This is a genomic window from Pseudomonas sp. CIP-10, assembly GCF_020911845.1.
Classification (GTDB): domain Bacteria; phylum Pseudomonadota; class Gammaproteobacteria; order Pseudomonadales; family Pseudomonadaceae; genus Aquipseudomonas; species Aquipseudomonas alloputida.
On sequence record NZ_CP087160.1, the window covers coordinates 4,171,130 to 4,193,110 of the forward strand.

Genomic DNA, 21,981 nt, shown 5'->3' on the forward strand with positions numbered 1-21,981 from the left:
AATAGGCAGACCTGCTGAAAAAGGCACCAGGACAGTTCAAGAACCTGCATCCCTGCACCGAATCGGTGCCAGCCCCTACCCTGTTCAGGTGAGCGGGGTGAAGCCTGCGTGGTTTTTTCTTGGGTTTGTCGTGGATTGGGTTAAGGTTTATCGGTATCCGCTGCGCGGGCGCCCTGAATCGGCGCAAAACCGGTCATAGGCGCTCCGCAACGTGGCAAAAACTTAGCAAGGCCCATACCAGCAGCCGCACTTGAACCTTCCATGCGTGCTGTCACTCGAACTACCAACACTCATCGACAGGGAGAGACCCATGGCCAGCAAATCGGCAAAGAATGCACAAGAGATATTGATGGCTGACTTCCAGGCCTTGGTGCGCGACACCGAGAAGCTGCTGGCCGACACCGCCAACCTGGCCGGCGACCAGGCCGACGAGTTGCGCGAGCAGATTCACGAGCGCCTGACCCAGGCCCGCGAAACCCTGCAACTGACCCAGGACTCGGTACGTGAACGCGGTCAGGCAGCGCTTGGCAGCGCCGAGCAGTACGTGCAGGAAAACCCGTGGCGGGCAATCGGCATCGCGGCCGGCGTCGGCCTGTTGATCGGTCTGCTGGCCAACCGGCGCTAAGGGGAACCCATGGAGAATGACGCCAACGGCGCCGGCGCTTCGGGTAAGCGCCTGGGCGCGGCCATGCTGGGGCTGCTGCACAGCCACATCGAGCTGTTCGGTATCGAGTTGCAGGAGCAGAAGGGCCGTACCTTGAGCCTGCTGCTGTTCGCCGGCCTGGCGCTGGTGTTCGCCCTGCTGCTGCTGACCGCGCTGTCCGGGCTGCTGCTGGTGCTGCTGTGGGACAGCTATCGACTGGCCGGCATCATTGGCCTGTGCGTGTTCTATGGCATTGCCGCCTTGTACTGCGGCGTGCGCCTGAAGGCGGCGGTGTTCGACGAATCATCGCCCTTCGGCGCCACCCTCGACGAACTTGCCAAGGACAGGGAGCGCCTGTTGCCATGAGTCTGCCAGAACTGCCAAACACGCGTAACCCGCGCGAACTGCGCAAGGCGCTGCTGCGCCTGCGCATGGAGATGCACCGCCAGGAAATCCGTCATGAGTCCGGTCAGTTGCTTGAACCGCTGCGCCGCGTGCGCGGCATGGGCAGCTCGCTACACGAAGGCCTGGGTATCAAGCATGCGCCACTGTGGGGCATCGGCGCTGTGGTGGCGCTGGGCTTTCTCACCGGCAAGGGCGTACGCAGCGGCAACCTGACGCGCCTGGTACGGTTGGGCAGCACCCTGCTGCCGCTGGTACGCCTCTACCTGCAAGGCGGCCGCCGGCCCTGACGCTCGCCCCGGCAGAAGCAGCCTTGTGCTGCGAAGAGGCCCGTACGAACGATACAAATGCATCAAAGGGCCGGCCTTTTCTTCGCAGCACAATGCGCTCCCTGCAGGGTATGCTGCTGCCTTCGAACGACAGGAGACCGCGCCTTGGACTGGCACACCTTGCTTACCCGCGAACGGCTGGGCAAAGCCCTGTACAGCGCCGATGAACTCGGGCGCAGCCCCTTCCACAAAGACCATGACCGCATCATTTTCTCCGGTGCCTTCCGCCGCCTCGGCCGCAAGACCCAGGTGCACCCGGTGTCGAGCAACGACCATATCCATACGCGCCTGACTCATTCGCTGGAAGTCAGCTGCGTCGGCCGCTCGCTGGGGATGCGCGTCGGCGAGACCCTGCGCGACAACCTGCCGGACTGGTGCGCCCCCAGTGACCTGGGGATGATTGTGCAGTCAGCCTGCCTGGCCCACGACATCGGCAACCCGCCATTCGGCCACTCCGGCGAAGACGCCATTCGCCACTGGTTCCAGCAGGCCGCCGGGCGTGGCTGGCTGGACGACATGAGCGATGACGAACGGGCCGACTTTCTCAACTTCGAAGGCAATGCCCAGGGCTTTCGCGTGCTCACCCAACTGGAATACCACCAGTTCGATGGGGGGACCCGGCTGACCTATGCCACCCTCGGCACTTACCTCAAGTACCCGTGGAGCGCCCGCCATGCCGACGCCCTGGGCTACAAGAAGCACAAGTTCGGCAGCTATCAGAGCGAACTGCCCCTGCTCGAACAGATCGCCCGCAAGCTCGGCCTGCCGCAGCTGGAACACCAGCGCTGGGCGCGCCACCCACTGGTGTATCTGATGGAGGCTGCCGATGACATCTGCTACGCGCTGATCGACCTGGAAGACGGCCTGGAAATGGAGCTGCTGCAATATGCCGAAGTCGAAGCGCTGTTGCTTGACCTGGTCGGCGAAGACCTGCCAGAAACCTACCGCCAGCTCGGCCCACGCGATTCTCGTCGGCGCAAACTGGCCATCCTGCGCGGCAAGGCCATCGAACACCTGACCAACGCCGCCGCCCACGCCTTCGTCGAGCAGCAGCAGGCGTTGCTGGCCGGGCAACTGGCGGGCGACCTGGTGGAACACATGCATGGCCCAGCCAAACGCTGTGTACTGCAAGCCAAGGACATGGCGCGCAACAAAATCTTCCAGGACAAGCGCAAGACCCTGCACGAAATCGGCGCCTACACCACCCTGGAGATTCTGCTGAACACGTTCTGCGGTGCGGCCCTCGAGCAGCACGGTGGACGTACGCCATCGTTCAAGAGTCGCAGGGTTCTGGACCTGATCGGCAACAATGCGCCAGACCCGCATGCCTCGTTGCACAGCGCCTTCCTGCGCATGATCGACTTCATCGCCGGCATGACCGACAGCTATGCCAGCGAAATGGCCCGGGAGATGACCGGGCGCTCCAGCCCGACCTGAAACGCGTCGGTGCAGCGCGGGCTCGGCCCGGCGCTGCACCACGCTTGCAGGAAACTTCCTACACCAACGGGAGCCACACTAAACAGCACGAATAAAAACCAATGAAAATTTACCAAAAACGCTTTGACAGCGAGTTAAGCACACCTATTCCGTAGCCCATTTTGCTTTATCTTGTAAGCCGTTTCCCATATAAGCCTAACAGCCATTCCTCGCACGCCTGACGACTTCCAACTGCGATAAGGTGCCCACTGTCACCCTCAATCGACCGCAGGGAAGTTGAACATGCATTCCATATTTATCGTTGACGACCATCCGGTGATTCGCCTGGCCGTCCGTATGCTGCTGGAAAACCAGAACTACAAGATTGTCGGCGAGTCGGACAACGGCGTAGACGCCATGCAGATGATCCGCGAGAGCAACCCCGACCTGGTCATTCTCGACATCAGCATCCCCAAGCTAGACGGCCTGGAGGTGCTGGCCCGCTTTCAGAGCATGGCCCTGCCCTTGAAGGTTCTGGTACTGACTGCACAGTCCCCGGCATTGTTTGCCGTACGTTGCATGCACTCGGGCGCAGCGGGTTATGTTTGCAAGCAGGAAGACCTGAGCGAACTGCTCAGTGCAATCAAGGCCGTACTGGCCGGTTATAACTACTTCCCCAGCCAGGCAATAAAAAACAACCAGACGACCGACAGTGACCTGCAACTTTTCCGCCAGGTAAATGACCGCGAACTGATGGTGCTTCAACTTTTCGCCCAAGGCCGCAGCAACAAGGAAATTGCCAAGGGCATGTTTCTCAGCAGCAAGACTGTCAGCACCTACAAGAAGCGCCTCATGCACAAACTGCAAGTCAATACGCTGGTCGATCTGATCGAGATGGCCAAGCGCAACGCGCTGGTCTGAACATGGTCATGGCCCGAGCTATCAACTGCCTGCTGCTAGTCCTGCTGCTGCTCAGCGGCGCGACACAGGCTGGCCATCGTGAAGCCGCGTCTTTTACGTTACTGGCGCGCTCATCGGCCCGCCCCGTCCAGCCCGTGCTCACGCCCGAACAACGGCAATGGCTCGAAGGCCAGCAGGAACTGGTACTGGGCACGTCGGCCCCCGACTATCCGCCGTTCGACATCACCGGTGGCGGCAACGACTACCAGGGCCTGACCGCCGAGTATGCAAGCCTGATCGGCAAAGCCTTGCAGTTGCCAGTGAGGGTGCTGCGTTTCTCCAGCCGGCAGGCGGCGGTGGAGGCGCTCCGGCACGGGGATATCGACCTGCTGGGCAGCGCCAATGGCTACGAAGCGGCCAGTGACGGCCTGGCACTGTCGCGCCCCTATGCCGTCGACCAACCTGTACTGGTAACGCGTGAAGACGAAAACCGGGCACTGGACATGGACCTTGCCGGCATGCGCCTGGGTATGCTCTACCACTATTTGCCCAGACAAGAAGTACTCACCGCCTACCCCAAGGCCGAGCTGCTGGCCTTTGGTTCTTCCAGCCAGGCACTGAATGCTGTCGCATTCGGCCAGGCCGACGTGTTCATCGGCGACACCATCTCCACGCACTACCAGCTCAACCGTGGTCATCTGCCCCGCCTGCGCATGGCCAACTTCGGCAAACACGAGGCCATCGGCTTCGGTTTTGCCTTGCGTCAGCAAGATACCGTGCTGCTGGACCTGGTGAACACCATCCTGGACAGGCAAAGCCCGGCCATACGCTCCAGTATCTTCAAACGCTGGAGCGCCGGCAGCGACCTGTTGCTGAGCGATCGCCAACTGCAATTGAGCGCGGCCGAGCAGCAGTGGCTGCAGAAGCATCCCGTGATGCGCGTGGCAGCCGATGACGCGGCTGCACCACTGTCCTATTTCGATGATTCGGGGCATTTCCGAGGCATCACCGCCGACCTGCTGGAACTCATTCGCCTGCGCACCGGGTTGCGTTTCGAAGTGCAGCGCGCCAGTGGCATTGCCGACATGGTCGCCCGCCTCAAGGATGGCCGGGCCGATGTCATCGCCGCACTGGCCAGCGCCGGTAAACCAGGGGACGACCTGCAAATCAGCCGCCCCTACCTCGAAAGCGCCTATGTGCTGGTCAACCACAAGGACAACAACACACTGAGTTCACTGGAGCAGTTGCAGGGGCATCGCATCGCCATTACCCGGGACAGCACCATGAACGCCATGCTGTCCCGGGACTACCCAAAGATAAGCTGGGTCGAGACCGAAAGCGCGTTCTACTCCATGGCGTTGCTCAACAGCGGGGCCGTCGATGCGGTGATCACCACCCTGATCGACGCCAACCACGCCTTGGCCAGCAACCCCGAACTGGTCATCCGCACCTCGGTCGGCAGCGAACCCGCCAACTTCGCCATGGCCACCACGGCTCCGTCACCGGCGCTGTTGTCTATCCTCGACAAGGCTTTGCTGAGTATCTCACCCGAGGAGCTGGGGGTAATCAACAACCGCTGGCGCGGCTTTGGCAGGCATGAGGATGACAACACCAAAGTCTACAGCCGCCTTGCCCTGCAGGTGGTGCTGGCCACGGTCGTGCTCTTGTTGCTGGCCCTGCTCTGGAATGCCCGCCTGCGCCTGCAGATTCGCCAGCGCCAGCGCGCCGAACGCGCGCTGAACGACCAGTTGGCATTCATGCGCGCCCTGCTCAACGGTACGCCCCACCCCATGTATGTGCGCGACCGCGAGGGTTGCCTGAAAAGTTGCAACTACAGCTACCTTGAAGCCGTGCAGGCCCGCTCCGATCAAGTGATCGGCAAAAAACTCAAGGACAGCCTGTTTGCCGATTCCGAGCAGGCTCGGCAGATCCAGGCTGATTACCAGAAAGTCATGGCGGCGGGCTCGCCGCTGATCAAGGACCGCCCACTACGGATCAAAGGCCGGGCATTGACTATCTACCACTGGATCTTGCCGTACCGCGACTCTCTGGGTGAGGTACAGGGGATCATCGGCGGCTGGATCGACATCAGCGAACGCCGACAACTGGTCATGGAGCTGCGCCAGGCCAAGCAGCAGGCCGACGATGCCAACCGCGCCAAGAGCACGTTCCTGGCGACCATCAGCCACGAAATCCGCACCCCGATGAATGCCGTCATCGGCATGCTGGAACTGGCGGTCAAGCGCGCCGACCAGGGCCGGGTGGACCGCAGCGCGCTGGAACTGGCACACCATTCGGCCAAAGACCTGCTAGGCCTGATCGGTGACATTCTCGACATCGTGCGCATCGAGTCCGGGCACTTGTCCCTGGCCCCGGAGGTGGTCGACCTGGCGGCGCTGGTCGAATCGGTGGCGCGCATTTTCGATGGCCAGGCGCGGCAGAAAGGCCTGGCCCTGGAAGTGCAGATCGCCCCGGCCGCACGCTGCCCTGTCCTGCTTGACCCGCTGCGCTTCAAGCAGGTGCTGTCCAACCTGGTGAGCAATGCCATCAAGTTCACCGAGCATGGTCAGGTGCGCATCTGCGTCAGCCTGCTGGATGACGGTACCAGCACACCCGCCGTACTGGAGCTGGAAGTGCGCGACAGTGGCATCGGCATCCACCCCGACGACCTGCAGCGCCTGTTCAACCCGTTCATCCAGGCCAACCCGCACAGCCAGGGCGCCCGCGCAGGTACCGGGCTGGGCCTGGCCATCTGCCGTAACCTGTGCGAAATGATGGGCGGCAGCCTGTCCATGAAAAGCCTGGAGGATGTCGGTACCCAGGTGCGCCTGAAGATGCCGCTGCAACGGGTGGATGGCGCAGAGCAGCCGAAACCGCTGCCCGAGCAGCTCGACGTGCCCGACCCACGGCTGAACGTGCTGGTCATTGATGATCACCCGGCCAACCTGCAACTGATGGCGCAACAACTTGGCTACCTGGGCCTGGAGCACGCCAGCGCCCGCGATGGGCGGGAAGGCCTGGCGACCTGGCGGGAAGGCGACTTCGATGTGCTGGTACTCGACTGCAACATGCCGCACATGAACGGTTACCAGCTGGCGACTGCCGTGCGCGCCGAAGAACGCCAGGGCAAGCGACCACCCTGCACCATCCTCGGCTATACCGCCAACGCACAGCCGGAAGTACGCCGCAAGTGCCTGACCGCCGGCATGGACGACTGCCTGCTCAAGCCCATCAGCCTGAGCACCCTCAGCCAGCGCCTGGCTGGCATTCGCCCGCGCCGCCAGCAACGCCTCCGACGCAAGCTGTACCAGCTGGACGGCCTGGCCGCCGTGGTCGGGCCTGACCCGGTTGACCGTCAGCGCTTCCTGGAGACCTTGCATCAGAGCCTTCAGGCCGACCTGGCCAGCCTGATGGCGCTTCACCCGCAACACGACAGCGGCGCCATTGCCGAGCAGGCCCACAAGGTGCTCAGCGCCGCACGCATGCTGGAAGCCCCTGACCTGATGGCGGCCTGTGAAGCCCTCGAGGCCAGCGACTTGCCCACTGCCCAGGTGCGCCTGCGGCGCCAGGCACTGGCACGGCATATGTGCCGAGTGGAACGTGCCCTGGCCAAGGAATTGGCCACCAGCAGAGATACTCAGGCAGGCAACCAGACGTGTTAACTGGTAGACTGCGCGGCGTTATTACCTAAGAGGATTGTTTCATGGCCACAAACCGCTCCCGTCGTCTGCGCAAGAAGCTGTGTGTCGACGAGTTTCAGGAATTGGGCTTCGAGCTGAACCTGGAATTCAAGGAAGATCTGGATGACCAGGCAATCGATGCTTTCCTCGACGCGTTCCTGGAAGAAGCCATGGACGCCAACGGCCTGGATTATGTAGGCGGTGACGATTTCGGCCTGGTGTGCTCGGTCAAACGCGGCTCGGTCAGCGAAGAACAGCGCGCTGCCGTTGAAGCCTGGCTCAAAGGCCGCAGCGAACTGACCAAAATCGAAGTCAGCCCGCTGCTGGATGCCTGGTACCCGGAAAAGCCTATCAACAAGGCTGAGTGATACTTGTCAGCTTCGAGCTGAAAGGTTGATTGCTGAAAAGGCCACCCCATTCGGGTGGCCTTTTTATTGGCGATGCTTTTCCGTCGAACGTGACGCATCGTGGCTGCGCTTGGGGCATAATGCGTAGTGTTTACGTCGTGGGGCCATCATCTCTTACAGCCCCAAAGCCCTTTTCCCTCGCCGCAGGGTATTCACTCACTATGATCAAAACGCTTCGTCCCCTCGTTCTTGCCGGCCTGCTGTTGCCACTTGCCTTGCCCAGCCACGCCGCCGTCAATACCACCCTGCCTGCCAAAGTGCAGCAGGCGCTCAAGGCCAACAAGCTGCAGGACACAGCGCTGTCGCTGGTGATGCTGCCGCTGGATGGCCCCGGCACCCCGACCGTGTTCAATGCCGATGTGTCGGTGAACCCGGCCTCGACCATGAAATTGGTCACGACCTACGCCGCCCTCGAACTGCTTGGCCCGACCTTTCAGTGGAAAACCGAGTTCTACACCGACGGCACCCTGAGCAACGGTGTGCTTAACGGTAACCTGTACCTTAAAGGTGGCGGTGACCCCAAACTGAACATGGAAAAGCTGTGGCTGCTGATGCGTGACCTGCGCGCCAATGGCGTGCGCACCGTCACCGGTGACCTGGTGCTGGACCGCAGCCATTTCGTGCAGCCCAACCTGCCGCAGTTCAACGACGACGGCGGTGATGATAACAAGCCGTTCCTGGTCAAGCCCGACTCGCTGCTGGTCAACCTCAAGGCCCTGCGCTTCGTGGCGCGCAATGATGGTGGCAAAGTCACCGTCGCAGTCGAGCCGCCGATTGCCAGTATCCGTATCGACAACCAGGTCAAGCCGGTAGCCTCAAAGAAATGCACCGGTGATGTACGCTACAACCCGGTGCCCCAGGCCGACGGCATCAGTGTCACGGTCAGCGGCCAACTGGGTGACGGCTGCAACTCGCAAACCTACCTGTCGCTGCTCGACCATTCCACCTACGCCGCCGGTGCCGTGCGCGCAATCTGGAACGAACTGGGTGGCAACATCCAGGGTGGCGACCGCATCGAGAATGTGCCCAAGAGTGCTCGCCTGCTGGCCCGCGCCTTCTCGCCAGACCTGGTGGAAGTGATCCGCGACATCAACAAGTACAGCAACAACACCATGGCCCAGCAGCTGTTCCTGAGCCTTGGCGCGCAGTTCCGCACCGATGCCGATGGTGACGACGCCCGTGCTGCCCAGCGCGTGGTACGCCAATGGCTGGCGAAAAAGGGTATTACTGCGCCGCATCTGGTGATGGAAAACGGCTCTGGCCTGTCGCGTGCCGAACGGGTCAGTACCCGGGAAATGGCCGAGATGCTGAAAGCCGCCTGGAAGAGCCCTTACGCTGCCGAATTCATGAGCTCGATGCCGCTGGTGGGCATGGACGGCACGATGCGCAAGCGTCTCAAGCGCACCGCGATGACCGGTGAAGGGCACATCAAGACCGGCACACTGAACACTGTGCGGGCGATTGCCGGCTTCAGCCGCGACAGCAACGGCCATACCTGGGCAGTGGCGGCTATTCTCAACGACCCTAAACCGTGGGGTGCCTCGCAGGTGCTGGATCAGGTGTTGCTTGACCTGTATCGCCAGCCGAAGCTGGCTGGCAGTACAGCAGCTAATTGATTGGTTAGCCTGTATTGGCCTTTTCGCGGGTGAACCCGCTCCTACAGGGGTGAGCACGGCTTACCAAACCTGTGCAACCTGTAGGAGCGGTTTTCGCCGCGAAAGGCTCGGTACCGGCAACCGACAGCGCTTAGGCCGACTCCCCCTCCACCCGGTCCCGCCCGGCCTGTTTGGCCGCATACACGCCGGCGTCGGCGCGCAACAGCAAGGCATCAGCGCCTTCGCCCGACCGCCAACCCGCCACCCCAAAGCTTGCAGTCACCTGGCCCACGCCTTCCACCGGCACATTGCGCACCCCTTGCCACAACTCCAGCGCCAGCAACCGCGCCTGATCGACATCGCTGCCCGGGCAAAGCACCATGAACTCTTCCCCGCCCAAGCGGCAAAACACATCGGTACGCCGTAAACGCTGACCGATGCGCTGGCACAGGCTACGCAGCACCCGGTCGCCGACGGCATGGCCGAAGCGGTCGTTGATGCGCTTGAAGTGATCGATGTCGAGCATGATCACCGCCAGCGCCAAGCCATCGCGCTGGGCCCGTTCCAGTTCGATCTTGAGCCGCTCCTGGAAGTAGCGACGATTATGGATACCGGTCAGCGAGTCGGTGACCGACAGCGCCCGCAACTCTTCCTCCACGCCCTTCAGGTCGGAGATGTCAGTCAGGTAGCCATGCCACAGCGTGCAGCCCTGCTCGCCCACTTCCGGGGTCGCCTCGCCACGCACCCAGCGCAGTCCGGCCCGGGGCAGGCAGACGCGATACTCCTCGCGCCAGGGTGACAGGTGTTCGGCCGAATAGCGCACCGAGCGGCGCACGCGCTCCAGGTCATCGGGGTGGATACGTTCGAACACCCCCGAGGCATCCTCACGCAATTGCATGAGGTCGACCTCATAAATGTCATACAGGCCCATGCTGGCATATGGAAAACACGAATGGCCGTTGGCATCCAGGCGATATTGGTAGATGCCGCCCGGCACCTCGGCACTGAGCTTTTCCAGCAACCGGTCACGCGCTGCCAACGCCTCATGCACCCGGCGCCGCTCGGTCACGTCAATGCAGATGGCCAGGTAGCCAACCCACAACCCCTGTTCGTCGAGCATGGCAGTCACTAGCATGTTGGCGACCAGCTGGCTGCCATCAGCCCGTAGCAAGGTCCACTCGCCAGGCTCGGCCCCGTGCTCCTGTACCGTTTCAGCGAACATCGCCTGGCCCCCAGCAATGGCGCGGCCAAAACGCAAGCTCAAGGCATGGGCACGCAGGTTCAGCTCCTCCGGCAGCACCAGGTCTTCAAGGCGCAAGCGGCCGATCGCTTCGCTGGCCGCGTAACCGAGCATGCGTTCGGCACCGGCGTTGAACGTGCTGACCACCCCCTTGAGGTTGGTGGCGATGATCGCCACCTGGGTCGCGGCATCCAGCACACTGCGCAGTTGGTTGTGGGTGCCACGCAACGACTGCTCGCTGACCTGCAACTCGGCCGTACGCTGAGCGACCAAGGCCAGGGCGCGCTGACGCTGGCTCAACAGGCTGTAGAGCAGCACGCTGAGCAACAGGCTCAACAGTCCGCCCAACAAACCGACCGCCAGCACTGCCGAGGAGCGGTTCGCCTGCACGAATGCCTGGCTCGGCTGAATGCTCAGCTGGAAATAGTGATCGGCCAGGCGCAACAACTGATTGCTGGCCAGGGCCAAGGGCGCGACCTGATTTTGCGAATCGAACATCACGACGGGGCCTTGTAACCCAGACGGGTCCGTGATGCGCACGACAAGGTTGTCATCAGTCGCTACCGGCCGACCGTCGCTGACCAGCTCGCGCATGCTCAGCAAGGCCACCACATAACCCGCTGCAGCACCGCGGGGGTCGGCATCGGAAAATACCGGCGCGACCATCAACAGGCCGCGCTCTGCCGAGTGGGTATCGAACAGGGCCAATGGCTCGGACACCGCCATGCTGCCCGGCCCCAACGCCCGCGCCAAAGCTGCCTGAGACTCGCTTCGGCCAGCGAGGTCCAGGCCGTAGGGCAACCCGGGCAGTTCGCCCGATTGGGTATAGAGTACCGGGAAGTAATGATCGCGCTGCGACGCCGGGCGCCACTGGCCTTGCGCGTCCGTGTCCCGGATCACATAGCCTGGGCCGGTATGGTCACTGGCCAGGCGCTCGAATTCGGCGCGTTGCGCAGCCTCGACGCGCGGCGCCCAGGCATAGGCCAGGGTGCGCTGTAGCAGTGGCCGCGCATAGCCGTCAAATTCGCGCGGGCTGATGTCGTTGGAAAAGCTGAAAAACCGCCGCAGCCCGTCCAGGCGCTGCTGCTGTTCGTCAAAGCGCTCGGCAATACGGCTGGCGCGCTCGCTGGCCAGCAGCTCGAAGCGCTGGCGCAGTTGCTGTTTGTAGAAGGTGTGCGCGGCAAATGCCAAGGCGGCGGTCAACAAGCCGCCCGCCACCAGTGCAATCAGCGCCATCGCCCAGGCGGACGCCCTCTCTGTGCACAAGCCAAGCAACCGCGCACGCACGCCACACTTTGACATACACCCATCTCGTCACGTCAGCGTCCTGCGGATTATCTTGCCCTGCCCTCAGTTATAGCTATTGGCCATTAGCCGTGCAATGTACCTCGTCGCCTCAACGAAGCTGCAAACGCCAGGCGCGATGGATACGGTTATTACGGGCGAAGTCCGGGTCCAGGGTCTGCGCGCTGATTTCTTCCACCACGTAACGCGCCATCAGGTGCTCGTCCAGCTGGAACTTGCGGAAGTTGTTGGAGAAATACAGCACACCCCCCGGCGCCAGACGGGCCATGGCCAGGTCCAACAGCTGAACATGGTCACGCTGCACGTCGAATACACCTTCCATGCGCTTGGAGTTGGAGAAGGTTGGCGGGTCGATGAAGATCAGGTCGTAGCTGTCACGGTTGCCTTCCAGCCAAGCCATTACATCGCTTTGCTCCAGGCGGTTGCGCTCGGAATAGCCATTAAGTGCCAGGTTACGCCGCGCCCAGTCCAGGTAGGTTTTCGACAGGTCGACGCTGGTGGTGCTGCGCGCACCGCCCTTGGTCGCGTGCACGGTGGCCGTGGCGGTGTAGCAGAACAGGTTGAGGAAGCGCTTGCCGGCAGCCTCACGCTGGATGCGCATACGCATCGGGCGGTGGTCGAGGAACAGCCCGGTATCCAGGTAGTCGGTGAGGTTGACCAGCAGTTTGACGCCACCTTCGTTCACTTCCTGGAAGCGGCCCTCGGTAGCCTGACGTTCGTACTGGCGCGTGCCGCTTTGCCGCTCGCGACGTTTGAGCACTACACGCTGCGGCGAAATGCCCAACGCCTGCGGGATGGCCGCCAGTGCATCGAGCAGACGCGCCTGAGCCTTGTCCGGGTCGACCGAACGTGGCGCGGCGTATTCCTGCACGTGTACCCAGTCCTGGTACAGGTCGACCGCCAGGGCATATTCAGGCATGTCGGCATCGTACAGGCGATAGCAGTCGACCTGCTCGCGACGGGCCCACTTGCCCAGTTGCTTGAGGTTCTTCTGCAGGCGGTTGGCAAACATCTGCGCCCCTTCCGACAGCCGCGCGGGCTCGCTGGCCTGTGGTGCCTGCTGACGGGTTTCGGTGCCTTCAGGCTGCGCTTCGCGGCGTTCACCGGTGACGAACTGGTCCGGCTGCACCTTGAACAGCAGCAGCTTGCATGGCAATGCGCCGTTCCAGAACGCGTACTGCTTGTGGCTACGAATGCCCATGCGCTTGCCCAGTTGCGGCGCACCAGTGAATACCGCTGCTTCCCAGCCCATGCAGGCCTGGCGCAGGCGCTCGCCCAGATTCTGGTAGAGGTACAGCAGGCTGGCTTCGTCACCCAGACGCTCACCGTAGGGCGGGTTGCTGATGACCAGGCCTTTCTGGTTCTGGTCCGGGCGCGGCTCGAAGGTACTGACTTCGCCTTGGTAGATCTTCACCCAGTCGCCCAAGCCGGCACGCTCGACGTTGTTGCGGCCCGGCTGGATCAGCCGCGGGTCAGCCTCGTAGCCACGGATCCACAGCGGTGGCTTGGCCAGGCCGGCCTGCGCGCGCGCCTGCGCTTCGTCATGCACCTTGCGCCACAGCGCCGGCACATGGCCGAGCCAGGCACTGAAGCCCCAGCGTTCGCGCTTGAGGTTGGGGGCGATATCGGCGGCGATCATCGCGGCCTCGACCAGGAAGGTACCCACACCGCACATCGGGTCGGCCAGCGCACCACCTTCGGCAGCAATACGCGGCCAGCCAGCACGGATCAGCACCGCTGCCGCCAGGTTTTCCTTCAGCGGCGCGGCGCCTTGCTGCAGGCGGTAGCCACGCTGGTGCAGGCTGTGCCCGGACAGGTCGAGGGACAATATGGCCTCGCCGCGGTCCAGGCGCAGGTGCACACGCACATCAGGGTCGATCTTTTCGACTGACGGGCGCAGGCCTTCGCGGTTACGCAGCTTGTCGACGATCGCATCCTTGACCTTCAGCGCACCGAAGTGAGTATTGTCGATGCCTGAGCCATGGCCGCTGAACTCCACAGCCAGGGTGCCGTCGGCTGCCAGGTGGTCAGCCCAGTCGACCGCGTGCACGCCGTCGTAAAGGTCGTCGGCGTTCTTCATCGAGAAGCGCTTGAGCACCAGCAATACGCGGTTGGCCAGACGTGACCAGACACACAGGCGGTAAGCAGTTTCCATGTCGGCGGCGCCGCGAATGGCCGAGGTGTGCTCGCGCACCTCGTCAAGGCCGAGGCCCTTGGCCTCTTCGGCGAGCAGGCTTTCAAGGCCTTTGGGACAGGTGAGGTAAAGTTCGAAACGGTCCGACATGAGTATTCCAGCGCCTTGGGCTATTTGACTGACGGGGCGACGCATCGCCCCGCGATGTTTGCCCGTACACCTTTCCAGCAGGCGTGCGGGTGGCCCTCTGCGGCACACAACGTGCTGCAGAAAAGCCGGGCCGCCTGACCGATCCGTGCTTGGCCCAGTGGCAAAGACAGCTTAGATCATCAGGCAGTACGTGTAATTCTGGCGATCTGCGGGCCAATGTGACCCTTCGTCGCATTTCAAATTATTTCTGTCATCCGCAAACAACGCTGGCGAAATGACGTCAAAGAACGGCAAACCCCGATCATTGCAGGGCTAAACACCAAACAAGGTTGAGTCGCATTTATTTACTTATCCCCTCACCCTTGGAAAGGTTACGTGCTTATGACAAATCGATCATTCACACCGTGACTCGCATTCGATAGAACTGGTCTCAGGCCGCTTCGCAACGAGGCGGCACTTTCAGCTCGCCACGCCGGCAGCGAGCGCAAACCGGCAGAACGACTCTGCCCGGCCTCGGAGAGGCCGACGGGACATTACAGTCAACAAGTGAGGGCAACACCCTATGAGAAGACTTAAGCGTGATCCGTTGGAAAGAGCATATTCACGTGGCTACCAATACGGGGTCACCGGCAAATCCCGCGAACTTTGCCCCTTCAATCTTCCTTCTGTTCGCCAAGCCTGGATCAACGGCTGGCGTGAAGGTCGCGGTGATAACTGGGACGGAATGACTGGCACCGCTGGCATCCATAGACTCAACGAAAATCACGCCGTTGGCTGAACGAGGACACTGAATTCGATTTACCATGCACGCCCCATCCGGGCGGCGGGCGAAGGCCCAGGGGCCCCTTGAAGGGGCCCTTTTTTATGCCTTGGCAAACCTCATAAGCTGTACCCACTATCCCTGCAAGAGCGGGCTTGCCCGCGAACCGGCCCGTCAGGTCACCGCGGCATTGCCGCGATAGCATCCACCGCTTCGCGAATCAGCGCCGGCCCTTTGTAAATGAAGCCCGAGTAGATCTGCACCAGGCTCGCCCCGGCCGCGATCTTCTCGGCAGCATGGCGGCCTTCGGTAATGCCACCGGCGGCAATGATCGGCAACTTGCCGCCCAGCTCACCTGCCAGCACCTTGACGATATGAGTGCTCTTCTCCCGCACCGGTGCGCCCGACAGGCCGCCCGCCTCACCACCGTACGGCAGTGCTTCGACGCCTTCACGCCCCAGCGTGGTGTTGGTGGCGATCACCGCATCCATGCCCGAGGCCATCAGCGCGGCGGCCACCAGCGCCGTTTCTTCGTTGCTCATGTCCGGTGCGATCTTGATTGCCAGGGGCACGCGCTTGCCATGTGTACCGGCCAGTTGCTCGCGTCGCTCGGCCAGGGCATCGAGCAACTGCTTGAGCGAGTCGCCGAACTGCAGGCTGCGCAGGCCCGGGGTGTTGGGCGAGCTGACATTGACCGTGATGTAGCTGGCGGCGGTGTAGACCTTGTCCAGGCAGATCAGGTAGTCATCGACGGCACGTTCGACCGGGGTATCGAAGTTCTTGCCGATGTTGATGCCCAGCACCCCCTTGTAGCGCGAGGCGCGTACGCGGTCGAGCAGGTGATCAACGCCCAGGTTGTTGAAGCCCATGCGGTTGATGATGGCCGTGGCTTCCGGCAGGCGGAACAACCGTGGCTTGGGGTTGCCTGGCTGCGGACGCGGGGTGACAGTGCCGATTTCGACAAAGCCGAAGCCCAGCTGGGCGAAGCCGTCGATGGCCGCGCCGTTCTTGTCCAGGCCAGCTGCCAGCCCCACCGGGTTGGCAAAGTTCAAGCCCATGACCGAAACCGGCAATGACGCCGGTTGCTTGCACAGCATGCCGTTGAGGCCCATACGGCCACCGGCGCCGATCAGGTCCAGGGACAGGTCGTGGGAAGTTTCCGGGGAAAGCTTGAACAGCAGCTGGCGGGCCAGGGTATACATGGGCGGGCAAGGCTCAGGGTGAGTGAGGGGGCGATTATAGCCAGCGTGGGGCTGGCAGGACAGCAAATCGTGGAGCGCTTGGCACATCGGTTGCACCTGTTCAGCCCACAGCCTTATCAGTAAGGGCGAGGACTCTTGTGAACACTGTACCCCGAGCAACGCCCCTGGCCTGGGTCAACGGCAGCGACGCGCCGGAAAAAACCAGCCTGAACATCGGCTACATGGCCCTGACCGACTGCGCCTCGGTCGTGGTCGCCGCCACCCAGGGCTTCGCCCAGCAGCACGGCCTTACCCTCAACCTCAAGCGCCAGGGCTCGTGGGCCGGGCTGCGCGACAAGCTGGTCAGCGGCGAACTGGACGCCGCGCATTGCCTGTATGGCCTGGTCTACGCCGTGCACCTGGGCATTGGCGGCGTACCCGCCAGCGACATGGCCGTGCTCATGGGCCTGAACCAGAACGCCCAAGCTATCAACCTGTCCCCTGCCTTGCAGCGCAAGGGCGTGACCAACCCTGAGGCGCTGGCGCGCCTGGTGCACCAGCATGGCGCACGCCTGACGTTCGCCCAGACCTTCCCCACCGGCACACACGCCATGTGGTTGTATTACTGGCTGGCCAGCCAGGGCATCCACCCGCTGCGTGACGTCGACAGCGTCGTGGTGCCACCGGCGCAGATGGCTGCACACCTCCAGGCCGGGCGCATTGACGGCTTCTGCGTTGGTGAGCCCTGGGCCGCCGACGCGGTGGCCAAAGGCCAAGGCTTCACCCTGGCCACCAGCCAGTCGATCTGGCCGGATCACCCGGAAAAGGTCCTGGCCTGCGCCCGCGTCTTTGCCGAGCAATACCCCAACAGCGCCCGTGCGCTGATCAAGGCGATCCTCACCGCCAGCCGGTTCATCGAGCAAAGCCCGGAAAACCGCCGCAGCACCGCGCAACTGCTCAGCGCAAGTGCCTATTTGGACACCCCGCTGGACAGCATAGCCCCCCGCCTGCTCGGCCACTATGAGGATGGCCTGGGCAACCAATGGCAAGACCCACATGCCCTGCGCCTGTTCGACCAGGGCCGGGCCAACCTGCCCTATCTGTCCGACGGTATGTGGTTCATGACCCAGTTCCGCCGCTGGGGCCTGCTGCGCGAAGACCCTGACTACTTCGGCGTGGCCCGGCAGGTCCAGCAACTGCAGTTGTACAGCGAGGCCGCACACAGCCTGGGCATCGCTTGCCCAGGCCAAACGATGCGCAGCAGCCTGCTGATCGATGGCTCCCGCTGGGATGGCAGCGACCCCTTCGGCTATGCCCGCAGTTTCAGCTTGCATGCCTTGGGTGACTTGCCCGATGCCCGTGTCGGCGCGTGAGGGGGGCGAACATGCTGCGCATCCTGCTGATCGACGACACCCAGAGCAAGCTCGGCCGCCTCAGGGCGGCGTTGAGTGAGGCCGGCTTCGAGATCATCGAAGCCCCAGACCTGACCATCGACCTGCCCGCCTGCGTCGAAACGGTGCGCCCCGACGTGGTATTGATCGATACCGACTCACCAGACCGCGATGTGATGGAACAGGTAGTGCTGGTGAGCCGTGACCAGCCGCGGCCCATCGTGTTGTTCACCGACGAGCACGACCCCGGGATGATGCGTCAGGCGATCCAGGCCGGGGTCAGCGCCTATATCGTCGAGGGTATCCATGCTGCGCGGCTGCAGCCGATCCTGGACGTGGCCATGGCCCGCTTCGAGAGCGACCAGGCACTGAAGGCGCAGCTGCTGGCGCGCGACCAGCAACTGGCCGAACGCAAGCGCATCGAACAAGCCAAGGGTTTGCTGATGAAGATGAAGGACTGCAACGAAGAGCAGGCCTATACCCTGATGCGTCGCCAGGCCATGAGCCGGCAGCAGAAGCTGATCCAGGTGGCCGAACAGATCATTGCCATGCATGAGATGCTCGGCTGATGCGCTGAAAATCTCAAGCCAGCCCACCAGAAGTTGGCCCATCTCTTGCTCAACAAAACTCACCGGTAGCCAACGGCGGTTACCCCACTTGAATCCCGACAAAGACGTCGCTCTCCCCTCCACGCCCGTGGAGCGGGTAGCGGCGTTTTTTTCGTTCCGTTGTAGTACCGAGTGAGGTGTTCGATGAGTACCAGCTTCTGGAAATCCGGGCATGTGCCCACGCTGTTCGCCGCATTTCTGTATTTCGACCTCAGCTTCATGGTCTGGTACCTGCTGGGCCCGCTGGCGGTGCAGATTGCTGCCGACCTGCAACTGAGCGCACAACAGCGGGGCCTGATGGTGGCCACGCCGATCCTGGCCGGGGCAATCCTGCGCTTTGCCATGGGCATTCTGGTCGACCGCCTGTCGCCCAAGACGGCTGGCCTGATCGGCCAGGTCGTGGTCATCGTCGCCCTCGCCGCAGCCTGGTACCTTGGCGTACACAGCTATGAACAGGCCCTGCTGCTCGGCGTGTTCCTGGGCTTTGCCGGTGCGTCCTTCGCCGTCTCGCTGCCGCTGGCCTCACAGTGGTACCCGCCACAGCACCAGGGCAAGGCCATGGGCATCGCCGGCGCCGGCAACTCCGGCACGGTGTTCGCGGCCCTGCTGGCACCGGCACTGGCAGCGGGCTTTGGCTGGAACAATGTGTTCGGCTTTGCGCTGATCCCGCTGTCACTGGCGCTGGTGGTGTTCGCCCTGTTGGCGCGCAATGCCCCGCAACGGCCCAAGCCAAAAGCCATGGCCGACTACCTCAAGGCACTGGGCGACCGTGACAGCTGGTGGTTCATGTTTTTCTACAGCGTTACCTTCGGCGGCTTCATCGGCCTGGCCAGTGCCCTGCCCGGCTACTTCAGCGACCAGTACGGCCTGAGCCCGGTCACCGCCGGTTACTACACCGCCGCTTGCGTGTTCGCCGGCAGCCTGATGCGCCCGCTTGGCGGCGCCCTGGCTGACCGTTTTGGCGGCATCCGCACCCTGCTGGGCATGTACGGCGTCGCCGCCATCTGCATTGCCGCCGTCGGCTTCAACCTGCCCTCTGCCGCGGCCGCACTGGCGCTGTTCGTCAGCGCCATGCTCGGCCTGGGTGCCGGCAATGGCGCCGTGTTCCAACTGGTGCCCCAACGCTTCCGCCAAGAAATCGGGGTAATGACCGGTCTGATCGGCATGGCCGGTGGCATCGGCGGCTTCCTGCTGGCGGCCGGGCTTGGCACCATCAAGCAGCACACTGGCGACTACCAACTGGGGCTGTGGCTGTTCGCCAGCCTGGGCCTGCTGGCCTGGTTCGGCCTGCACGGGGTGAAACAGCGCTGGCGCACCACCTGGGGCTCGACTGCAGTCACTGCAGCGCGGGTCTGAGGCACGCCGATGAGCCTGCAACTGAGCTTTGCCCAGGCCAGCGCCACCGGGCCGCGCGCGGAAAACCAGGACGCCCTGCGCCTGGTGACACCGGCACCAGAACTGGCCGCCAGCAAAGGCTACCTGTTCGCGCTGGCCGACGGCGTCAGCCAATGTGCCGACGGCGGCCTGGCGGCACGCGCCAGCCTGCAGGCACTGGCCCTGGATTACTACGCCACGCCGGCCACCTGGAGCGTGGCCCAGGCCCTCGACCGTCTGCTGCTGGCGCAAAACCGCTGGTTGCGCGCCCAGGGCAGCGGCCAGCCGTTGTTGACCACGCTTAGCGCGCTGGTGTTGCGCGGCCGACGCTTTACCCTGGCCCATGTAGGCGACTGCCGGGTGTACCGCTGGCACGGGGGGACGCTGCAATGCCTGAGCGAAGACCATGTCTGGGACCAACCGGGCATGCAGCATGTACTGAAACGGGCACTGGGCCTGGACCAGCACCTGCTGGTGGATTACCTGGAAGGCGAGCTGCAACCGGGTGAATGCTTCCTGCTGCTCAGCGACGGGGTCTGGGCCAGCCTGGGCGAACAGCACATCCAGGCCGTGCTGCGCGAGCAAACTGACCTGCAACTGGCCGCCGACACCCTGGTGGCCAGTGCGCACCTCAACGGCAGCAAGGACAACGCCAGCGCCTTGCTGGTGCAAGTCGATCAACTGGGCACGGCCAACCTGGGCGATACCCTGGCGCAACTGCAACAATGGCCAGTGCCCGGCCCGCTGCGCGAAGGCCAGGTGATCGACGGCTGGCAGGTCGAAACACTGCATGCGCACAGCCGCCAGTCCTTGCTGTACAAAGTGCGCGATAGCCAGAACCAGCCTTGGCTGCTCAAGACCCTGCCCCCGGCACGCGAACAGGAACCGGGGGCGGCACAAGGGCTGTTGCTGGAAGAGTGGTTTCTGCGCCGCATCGCCGGCCGGCACTTCCCCGAGCTACACACCGCCAGTCAGCGTCAGCACCTGTACTACGTGATGCGCGAATATCCGGGCCAAAACCTGGCGGCGTTGCTGGCCGAACAAGGCCCGCTGCCCTTGCCGCAATGGCTGGAAGTCGCCCGGCAACTGCTGCAGGCAGTCGGTGTGCTGCATCGGCGCAACTTGCTGCACCGCGATATCAAGCCAGACAACCTGCACCTGGGCCGTGATGGCCAGCTGCGCCTGCTGGACTTCGGCCTGGCTTATTGCCCGGGCCTGTCCGAAGACCCGCTGCACGAGCTGCCCGGCACACCCTCGTACATCGCCCCGGAAGCATTCGAAGGCCACCCGCCCAGCCCGCGTCAGGACTTGTATGCAGTGGGCGTGACCCTGTACCACCTGCTGACCGGACACTACCCGTACGGCGAGGTAGAGGCCTTTCAGCGCCCGCGCTTCGGCCAGCCGGTCAACGCCGCGCGCTACCGACCCGACCTGCCGGAATGGCTGCAGCACAACCTGCTGCAGGCCGTGGCGAGCGACCCGGCGCAGCGCTTCGAAACCGCCGAACACTGGTTGCTGCTGCTCGAGCGCGGCGACCGCCAGGAACTGCCCAGTCGACCCCGGCCGCTGCTGGAGCGCGAGCCGCTGAAGGTGTGGCGCACCCTGGCCCTGTTGTCGTTGCTGATCAATCTGATACTGCTGTTCACCCTGCTCAAGGGCTGAACGCACCTTGCCGATGAGGAAACCCTGATGAATGCAAAAGTATGGCTGGTCGGTGCCGGCCCTGGTGACCCTGAACTGCTCACCCTCAAGGCCGTGCGTGCGTTGCAGCAAGCCACCGTGGTCATGATCGACGACCTCGTCAACCCGGCAGTGCTCGAGCATTGCCCGCAGGCCCGGGTAATGACCGTGGGCAAGCGCGGCGGCTGCCGCTCTACACCGCAAGCGTTCATTCAGCGCCTGATGCTGCGCCACGCGCGACAGGGCCGTTGCGTGGTGCGGCTCAAGGGCGGCGACCCTTGCATCTTCGGCCGTGGCGGTGAGGAGGCACTGTGGCTGCAGGGCCATGGCATCGAAGTGGAGGTGATCAATGGCATCACTGCCGGCCTTGCCGGGGCCACGCAGTGCGGGATCCCCCTGACTTCACGGGGCGTGAGCCGAGGGGTGACGCTGGTGACGGCGCACACCCAGGACGATAGCGAGCTGAACTGGGCGGCCTTGGCTCAGGGCGGGACAACACTGGTGGTCTACATGGGGGTGGCGCGGCTGGAACAGGTGCGCCAGGGATTGCTGGCGGGGGGCATGGCGCCGGGAATGCCGGTGGCGATGATCGAAAACGCCTCGCTGCCGCAGCAGCGGGAGTGCAGAAGCGATGTGCAGGGAATGGTGGAAGCTGCGCGGGCGTTTGGCTTGCGTAGCCCGGCAATCCTGGTGATTGGAGAGGTGGTGGGAGAGCAACAGGCTGTGGGGCGGATCGCAATCGCAGGCTAACAGCAGGAACAGCCTTCGAGGCCGGTTAAACCCCAG

The 21,981-nt window shown here is 63.3% G+C and carries 17 protein-coding genes; 14 read left to right on the forward strand and 3 right to left on the reverse strand.

Annotated features, from left to right (window positions below; genetic code table 11):
• Window positions 1-310 precede the first annotated feature (310 nt).
• The 8 genes from LMH93_RS18880 (at window position 311) to dacB (ending at window position 9,393) form a co-directional block, all read left to right on the forward strand.
• The gene (locus tag LMH93_RS18880) at window positions 311-625 is read left to right on the forward strand and encodes a DUF883 family protein (RefSeq protein ID WP_003248709.1); all 315 of its coding nucleotides are present in this window, start codon (window positions 311-313) and stop codon (window positions 623-625) included.
• A 9-nt stretch (window positions 626-634) separates the two neighbouring features.
• The gene (locus tag LMH93_RS18885; RefSeq protein WP_003248706.1) at window positions 635-1,009 is read left to right on the forward strand and encodes a phage holin family protein; all 375 of its coding nucleotides are present in this window, start codon (window positions 635-637) and stop codon (window positions 1,007-1,009) included.
• Window positions 1,006-1,335 carry a hypothetical protein gene (locus LMH93_RS18890; RefSeq protein WP_003248704.1) on the forward strand — a complete coding sequence of 110 codons (330 nt, stop codon included), beginning with the start codon at window positions 1,006-1,008 and terminating at the stop codon, window positions 1,333-1,335. The genes LMH93_RS18885 and LMH93_RS18890 overlap by 4 nt, the downstream gene beginning before the upstream one ends.
• 144 nt (window positions 1,336-1,479) lie before the next feature.
• A complete protein-coding gene (locus LMH93_RS18895) occupies window positions 1,480-2,811 on the forward strand; it encodes a deoxyguanosinetriphosphate triphosphohydrolase (protein WP_003248702.1) in 1,332 nt (443 codons plus the stop codon).
• A gap of 282 nt (window positions 2,812-3,093) precedes the next feature.
• Window positions 3,094-3,711 carry a response regulator transcription factor gene (locus LMH93_RS18900; RefSeq protein ID WP_003248700.1) on the forward strand — a complete coding sequence of 206 codons (618 nt, stop codon included), beginning with the start codon at window positions 3,094-3,096 and terminating at the stop codon, window positions 3,709-3,711.
• An 8-nt stretch (window positions 3,712-3,719) separates the two neighbouring features.
• Window positions 3,720-7,352, forward strand: a complete 3,633-nt coding sequence (locus LMH93_RS18905; RefSeq protein WP_185280137.1) for an ATP-binding protein — start codon at window positions 3,720-3,722, stop codon at window positions 7,350-7,352.
• 41 nt (window positions 7,353-7,393) lie between these two features.
• Window positions 7,394-7,738 (forward strand): YggL family protein, encoded by a 345-nt coding sequence (locus LMH93_RS18910; RefSeq protein ID WP_003248695.1) that lies wholly within the window; start codon window positions 7,394-7,396, stop codon window positions 7,736-7,738.
• Window positions 7,739-7,938: 200 nt separating this feature from the next.
• On the forward strand, window positions 7,939-9,393 hold the full coding sequence (gene dacB, locus LMH93_RS18915; protein WP_004576444.1) for a D-alanyl-D-alanine carboxypeptidase/D-alanyl-D-alanine endopeptidase: 1,455 nt from the start codon (window positions 7,939-7,941) through the stop codon (window positions 9,391-9,393).
• Between the two features lie 130 nt (window positions 9,394-9,523).
• Here the strand turns inward: dacB and LMH93_RS18920 are convergent, their stop codons facing one another.
• Window positions 9,524-11,914 carry a sensor domain-containing diguanylate cyclase gene (locus LMH93_RS18920; RefSeq protein WP_185280136.1) on the reverse strand — a complete coding sequence of 797 codons (2,391 nt, stop codon included), beginning with the start codon at window positions 11,912-11,914 and terminating at the stop codon, window positions 9,524-9,526.
• Window positions 11,915-12,008: 94 nt separating this feature from the next.
• Window positions 12,009-14,201 (reverse strand): bifunctional 23S rRNA (guanine(2069)-N(7))-methyltransferase RlmK/23S rRNA (guanine(2445)-N(2))-methyltransferase RlmL, encoded by a 2,193-nt coding sequence (rlmKL, locus tag LMH93_RS18925; protein ID WP_230064449.1) that lies wholly within the window; start codon window positions 14,199-14,201, stop codon window positions 12,009-12,011.
• Window positions 14,202-14,763: 562 nt separating this feature from the next.
• Here rlmKL and rmf point away from each other — a divergent pair.
• Complete coding sequence (gene rmf / locus LMH93_RS18930; protein ID WP_003248687.1) at window positions 14,764-14,979, forward strand: ribosome modulation factor; 216 nt, start codon at window positions 14,764-14,766, stop codon at window positions 14,977-14,979.
• Between the two features lie 161 nt (window positions 14,980-15,140).
• Here rmf and LMH93_RS18935 read toward each other — a convergent pair whose 3' ends face one another.
• A complete protein-coding gene (locus LMH93_RS18935) occupies window positions 15,141-16,163 on the reverse strand; it encodes a quinone-dependent dihydroorotate dehydrogenase (protein WP_185280135.1) in 1,023 nt (340 codons plus the stop codon).
• A gap of 137 nt (window positions 16,164-16,300) precedes the next feature.
• Here LMH93_RS18935 and LMH93_RS18940 point away from each other — a divergent pair, with 137 nt between their 5' ends.
• The 5 genes from LMH93_RS18940 (at window position 16,301) to cobA (ending at window position 21,945) form a co-directional block, all read left to right on the forward strand.
• Entirely contained in the window at window positions 16,301-17,515 is a 1,215-nt protein-coding gene (locus LMH93_RS18940) for a CmpA/NrtA family ABC transporter substrate-binding protein (RefSeq protein WP_070096379.1), read from the forward strand.
• 11 nt (window positions 17,516-17,526) lie between these two features.
• Window positions 17,527-18,102 carry an ANTAR domain-containing response regulator gene (locus LMH93_RS18945; protein ID WP_003248677.1) on the forward strand — a complete coding sequence of 192 codons (576 nt, stop codon included), beginning with the start codon at window positions 17,527-17,529 and terminating at the stop codon, window positions 18,100-18,102.
• A 183-nt stretch (window positions 18,103-18,285) separates the two neighbouring features.
• Window positions 18,286-19,497, forward strand: a complete 1,212-nt coding sequence (locus tag LMH93_RS18950; RefSeq protein ID WP_019752136.1) for a nitrate/nitrite transporter — start codon at window positions 18,286-18,288, stop codon at window positions 19,495-19,497.
• Window positions 19,498-19,506: 9 nt separating this feature from the next.
• Window positions 19,507-21,177 (forward strand): bifunctional protein-serine/threonine kinase/phosphatase, encoded by a 1,671-nt coding sequence (locus tag LMH93_RS18955; RefSeq protein ID WP_003248671.1) that lies wholly within the window; start codon window positions 19,507-19,509, stop codon window positions 21,175-21,177.
• 27 nt (window positions 21,178-21,204) lie between these two features.
• Window positions 21,205-21,945: a uroporphyrinogen-III C-methyltransferase gene (gene cobA, locus LMH93_RS18960; protein WP_060546417.1), complete on the forward strand. Its 741-nt coding sequence runs from the start codon at window positions 21,205-21,207 to the stop codon at window positions 21,943-21,945.
• The last annotated feature ends 36 nt before the right edge of the window (window positions 21,946-21,981 follow it).